The organism is Cellulosimicrobium cellulans, from assembly GCF_042723955.1.
Taxonomy (GTDB): domain Bacteria; phylum Actinomycetota; class Actinomycetes; order Actinomycetales; family Cellulomonadaceae; genus Cellulosimicrobium; species Cellulosimicrobium cellulans_H.
On the sequence record NZ_JBHXIC010000030.1, the window covers coordinates 40,877 to 46,876 of the forward strand.

Sequence of the window (6,000 nt, forward strand, 5' to 3'; positions counted from 1 at the left end):
GCCCGCGGGGGGTCGCGGCGCCGTCGGGCGCGCCCCGGCGGCCCGACCGCGTAGGCTGAGTGGTCGACGAATCCCGTACCTCTCCCGACCGAAACGGTGGAACGACAGGCTGTGGCTGAGTTCATCTACTCCATGTACAAGGCGCGCAAGGCGCACGGAGACAAGGTCATCCTCGACGACGTCTCCCTGAACTTCCTGCCCGGCGCCAAGATCGGCGTCGTCGGCCCCAACGGCGCCGGGAAGTCCACGATCCTCAAGATCATGGCCGGCCTGGACACGCCGTCGAACGGCGAGGCGCGCCTCTCCCCGGGCTACAGCGTCGGCATCCTGCTCCAGGAGCCGCCGCTCAACGAGGAGAAGACGGTCCTGGGCAACGTCCAGGAGGCCGTCGCGGACATCCTCGCCAAGAAGCAGCGCTTCGACGAGATCTCCGCGCTCATGGCGGAGCCCGACGCCGACTTCGACGCGCTCCTCGCCGAGATGGGCACGCTCCAGGAGGCCATCGACGCCGCGGACGCGTGGGACCTCGACTCCCAGCTCGAGCAGGCGATGGACGCGCTGCGCTGCCCGCCGCCGGACGCCGACGTGTCGGTGCTCTCCGGTGGTGAGCGTCGCCGTGTCGCGCTGTGCAAGCTCCTGCTCGAGAAGCCGGACCTCCTGCTGCTCGACGAGCCCACGAACCACCTGGACGCCGAGTCCGTGCTGTGGCTCGAGCAGCACCTCGCGACGTACCCCGGCGCGATCCTCGCCGTCACCCACGACCGGTACTTCCTCGACCACGTCGCGGAGTGGATCTGCGAGGTCGACCGCGGCCGCCTGTACCCCTACGAGGGCAACTACTCGACCTACCTCGAGAAGAAGGGCGAGCGCCTCCAGGTCCAGGGCAAGAAGGACGCGAAGCTCGCCAAGCGCCTCAAGGAGGAGCTCGAGTGGGTCCGGTCCAACGCCAAGGGCCGCCAGACCAAGTCGAAGGCCCGCCTCGCCCGGTACGAGGAGATGGCGGCCGAGGCGGAGCGCACGAGGAAGCTCGACTTCGAGGAGATCCAGATCCCGCCGGGCCCGCGCCTGGGCAACCTGGTCCTCGAGGCGTCGAACCTGCAGAAGGGCTTCGACGGTCGTCAGCTCATCGACGGCCTGAGCTTCACGCTGCCGCGCAACGGCATCGTCGGCGTCATCGGCCCGAACGGCGTCGGCAAGACGACGCTGTTCAAGACGATCGTCGGGCTCGAGCCGCTCGACGGCGGCGACCTCAAGGTCGGCGAGACGGTCTCGATCTCCTACGTCGACCAGTCACGCGGCGGCATCGACCCCAAGAAGACGCTGTGGGAGGTCGTGTCCGACGGGCTCGACTTCATCAAGGTCGGCAACGTCGAGATCCCGTCGCGCGCGTACGTCGCGTCGTTCGGGTTCAAGGGACCGGACCAGCAGAAGCCCGCGGGCGTGCTGTCCGGCGGTGAGCGCAACCGCCTCAACCTCGCGCTCACGCTCAAGCAGGGCGGCAACCTCCTGCTGCTCGACGAGCCGACGAACGACCTCGACGTCGAGACCCTGGGCTCGCTGGAGAACGCGCTGCTCGAGTTCCCCGGCTGCGCCGTCGTCGTGTCCCACGACCGGTGGTTCCTCGACCGGGTCGCGACGCACATCCTCGCGTACGAGGGCACGGAGGAGGACCCGGCGAACTGGTACTGGTTCGAGGGCAACTTCGCGTCCTACGAGGAGAACAAGGTCGAGCGCCTCGGCGCCGACGCGGCGCGTCCGCACCGCGTGACGTACCGCAAGCTCACGCGCGACTGACGTCGCGACGCCGGTCGACCACGACGCCGGGCGGGGTTCGTCCCCGCCCGGCGTCGACGTGCCCGGGAGTCCGTGGGGCCGCGTCCGTGCCGCTCAGGGGTACGGAATCCCGTTGACGTCGCCGTCGGACCCTCGGCAGGATCGCGCGGCATGACCCTCGACCTCGCTCCCTCGCGCGTGCGTCCCTCCTGGCCCGACCTCCCGCAGGCGGTGCGTACCGCCGTCGAGGCGCGGCTGGGCGCCGACGTCGCGGGGTGGACGAGCCACGACGGCGGCTACTCGCAAGGGCTCGCGTCGACGCTGCGGACGGGCGACGGGGACGTGTTCGTCAAGGCGGTCGGGCCCGAGCACGCGTTCACCCGCGACCTGTACCGGCTCGAGGCGCGCGTCGCTGCGGCGCTGCCCGCGGCGACCCCGGCGCCCGCGCTCCGGTGGGTCCTCGACGACGACCTTCACGGGGCCGGCGAGTGGGTCGCGCTGGCGTTCGACGCCGTCCCCGGCCGGCCCGTGGCCACGCCGTGGCGGGACGACGAGCTCGCCGCGGTGGCCGACCTCGCGCGCCGTGTCGCGGAGTTCGAGGTCCCCGCGGAGACGTCGCTCCCGCGGTTCGCCGAGACCGTCGGGTGGCGCGAGTGGGAGGTCCTCGCGGACCGCCGCCCGCAGGGACTGGGCACCTACGACCCGTGGGTCGCGGCCCGGCTCGACCGCCTCGCGGCGCTCGCCGAGCCCTGGCCCGTGGCCACGGCAGGCGACCACCTCGTCCACGGCGACCTCCGGGGCGACAACGCCCTGCTCGTAGATCGCGCGACGCTCGGAACCGCGGCCCACGGCGGGGGCGCCGGGGACAGGCCCGTCGCCGTCGCCGTCGACTGGCCGTACGCCGCGCGCGGCGCCGCGTTCTGCGACGCCGTCGGCATGCTCCCGGCCGTGCAGGTCGAGGGCGGGCCGCCACCGGAGGAGGTGCTGCGGCGCCACCCGCTGCCGCGCGACGTCGACCCCGACGCCGTGACCTGCTACCTCGCGGCGCTCACGGGATACTTCCTCACGTCCTCGCTCGACCCGGCGCCCCCGGGCATCCCGCACGTGCGGGCGTTCCAGCGGGCGCAGGCCGAGGCCGGGGTCGCGTGGCTCCGACGCCGCCTGGGGGAGTGACCCACCACCGCGAGATCGACCCGAGCGTTCGAGATCGACCCTCAGAGGGCCGATCTGGTGCCGGGCGGGTCGATCTCGTGCGGCGGTCCGTGTCACACCGGGCCTGACCAGCGGCGTTCCGGCAGACTGACGGGATGACGGCCAGCGGTGACCCCGGAGACGACGCGGTCCGCACGGACGCGTCCGCCGGCGACGCCGTGCCACGGGACGGCACCGCCCCGGGCGGGTCGGTCGCCGCGGGCGCCGCGGCGACGGCCGGGCTCGTCGAGTCCCTGGAGATCCTGCGTGGCCGGCTCGCGGCCGCGCGGCTCCCGCTGGACCTGCCGGGCGCGGCCGCCGCGCGCGAGGACCTCGACCTGGCGGTGCACCAGCTCGACGACTACCTGCTGCCGCGCCTGCGGTCGCACGCCGCGCCGCTGCTCGTCGTCGTCGGTGGGTCGACCGGTGCCGGGAAGTCGACGCTCGTGAACTCCCTGCTCGGCGAGCACGTCTCCGCGCCCGGCGTGCTCCGCCCGACGACGCGCGCGCCCGTCCTGGTCCACCACCCGCTCGACGAGCGGTGGTTCTCGACCGACCGCGTCCTGCCGGGCCTCGCACGCGTGAGCGAGCACGGACCGCGCCCGGGCGCCGACATGACCACGGGCGGGACCGCGCCCGCGGCGCCGCCCGACCCGACGCGTACGCTGCGGCTCGTGGCGAGCGACGCGCTGCCGCAGGGCCTCGCGCTCGTGGACGCGCCCGACGTCGACTCCGTCGAGACGGCGAACCGCGAGCTCGCCGCCCAGCTCCTCGCGGCCGCGGACCTGTGGCTCTTCGTCACGACGGCTGCGCGCTACGCCGACGCGGTCCCGTGGGACCTCTTGCACCGCGCCGCCGAGCGACGCGCGCAGGTCGCGATCGTGCTCGACCGGGTCGACCCGGGCGCCGAGGCCGTGGCCGACGACCTGCGCCGCATGATGGACGAGAACGGCCTGGACGCCGCGCCGCTGTTCGCCGTGGGGGAGTCCGAGCCGGTGGACGGCTTCCTCCCGGAGCCCTCGGTCGCCGAGGTCGCGTCGTGGCTGTCCGCGCTCGGCGCCGACGACGACGCGCGCGACCGGGTCGCGACCGCGACGCGTGACGGCGTCGTGGACGACCTCGTGCGCCGGGCCGTGCTCGTGGCGGGCGCGGCCGATGCCCAGGCGACGTCCGACGCCCGATTGCGGGCCGTCGTCGGCCGCGCGTACGACGAGGCGGCGGTGACCGTCGACGCCGCGACGAGCGACGGGGCGCTGCTGCGCGGCGAGGTGCTCGCGCGCTGGCAGGACTTCGTCGGGACGAGCGAGCTGTTCCGGTCCGTGGAGCAGGGCGTGGGGCGTGTGCGCGACGCGGTCGCGGCGTTCTTCCGCGGGCGTCCCGCGCAGGCGCCGCAGGTGGAGCAGGCGATCGCGCACGGGCTGGAGGCCGTCGTGCTCGACGCGACCGACGCCGCCGCGGAGCGCGCGTACGGCGGGTGGCGTGCCGACCCGGCGGGAACGGCCCTCCTGGAGGGGCTCGACCTGTCGCGCTCGTCCGCGGGCGTGCGGGCGCGGGTCGCCGAGGAGATCCGGGGCTGGCAGTCGGACGTCCTCGACCTGGTGCGCGAGCAGGGCGCGGGCAAGCGCGGGGCGGCACGCGCGCTGTCGTTCGGGATCAACGGCCTGGGGCTGAGCCTCATGGTCGTGGTGTTCGCGTCGACGGGCGGCCTCACGGGCGCCGAGGTCGGCATCGCCGGCGGCACGGCGATCCTCGCGCAGAAGCTGCTCGAGGCCGTGTTCGGCGACGACGCGGTGCGGCGGCTCACGCGGACCGCGCGCGAGCGCCTGGGCGAGCGCGTGAACGCCGTCCTCGACGACGAGGCGCGGCGCTACACGGCCCAGCTCGACGCGCTCGGTACCGCCGACGCGGACGAGACGGCGCGCTCGGTGCGCGAGGCCGCGCGGGCGGTCGAGGCGGCGGCGCGCGTCGAGCGCTCCGCGCGGGGAGCGGGCCCCGACGCGGGACGCCCCGCGGTCGGACGGCACGCCGCGCGGCTCCTGCGCGGCGCGGGGTGGCGTGCGGCGCCGGAGGACGAGCCGGTCGCCGCACCGGGCGAGGACGGGTCGGAGCCTGCGCCGCGCCCCGGGTTCTGGCGGCGGCTCCTGGGCGGTGAGCGCGCGTGACGATCGACCTCGCCGCGCGCACGACCGCCCTCGAGACCGCCGTCCGTGCGGGCGAAGGGCGCGTGGACTCCGACCTGCTCGCCGACGCGCGCACCGTCGTCGCGCGTGCGCGCGAGCGGGCGGGCCTCTCCGCCGACCACACCGTCGTCGCGCTCGCCGGCGCGACGGGCTCGGGCAAGTCGTCGGTCTTCAACGCGCTGGCCGGGGACGACCTGGCGACGGTCGGGGTCCAGCGCCCGACGACGTCGCACCCCCTGGCGGCCGTGTGGGGCACCGGTGGGGTGGTGCGCCCGGCGAGCGGCGCGCCGTCCGGCACCACGCCCGGCGCGGCCGGGGCCGGAGCCCTCCTCGACTGGCTCGAGGTGCGGCGCCGGCACGAGATGGGGACGCCGCTCACGTCGGGGGACCCCGACGACGCGCGGGCGGGCGGCGGGCTCCGTGGGCTCCTCAAGGGCCGGCGCGCCGCAGAGGTCACGAGCGGCCTCGTGCTGCTCGACCTGCCCGACCACGACTCGGTCGTGGTCGAGCACCGCGTACGCGCGGAGCGCCTCGTCGAGCGTGCGGACCTGCTCGTGTGGGTCGTCGACCCGCAGAAGTACGCGGACGCCGCGCTGCACGAGCGGTACCTGCGCCCGCTCGCGGGGCACGGGTCGGTCGTCGTGCTCGTGCTCAACCAGGTCGACCGGCTCTCGCCCGCCGACGCGGACGCGTGCCTCGCGGACCTGCGCCGGCTCGCCGCCGAGGACGGGCTCGGCGACGCGCGCGTCCTCGGGGTCTCGGCACGCACGGGCCAGGGCCTGGACGAGCTGCGCGGCCTGCTCGCGGACGCCGCGGCGCGACGGCGTGCGGCGAACGACCGGCGCGCCGCCGCACT

At 75.4% G+C, this 6,000-nt stretch carries 4 protein-coding genes; all 4 read left to right on the top strand.

Annotated elements, in window-relative coordinates; genetic code table 11:
- The first annotated feature begins 111 nt into the window (after positions 1–111).
- A complete protein-coding gene (ettA, locus tag ACFWH7_RS10510; RefSeq protein ID WP_168731906.1) occupies positions 112–1,794 on the top strand; it encodes an energy-dependent translational throttle protein EttA in 1,683 nt (560 codons plus the stop codon).
- Positions 1,795–1,944: 150 nt separating this feature from the next.
- A complete protein-coding gene (locus ACFWH7_RS10515; RefSeq protein ID WP_378216452.1) occupies positions 1,945–2,946 on the top strand; it encodes a phosphotransferase in 1,002 nt (333 codons plus the stop codon).
- A gap of 134 nt (positions 2,947–3,080) precedes the next feature.
- Positions 3,081–5,126: a dynamin family protein gene (locus ACFWH7_RS10520; protein ID WP_378216453.1), complete on the top strand. Its 2,046-nt coding sequence runs from the start codon at positions 3,081–3,083 to the stop codon at positions 5,124–5,126.
- Positions 5,123–6,000: GTPase family protein (locus tag ACFWH7_RS10525; RefSeq protein ID WP_378216454.1), on the top strand; the 878-nt coding region annotated here is incomplete at its 3' end. The genes ACFWH7_RS10520 and ACFWH7_RS10525, both read left to right, overlap by 4 nt.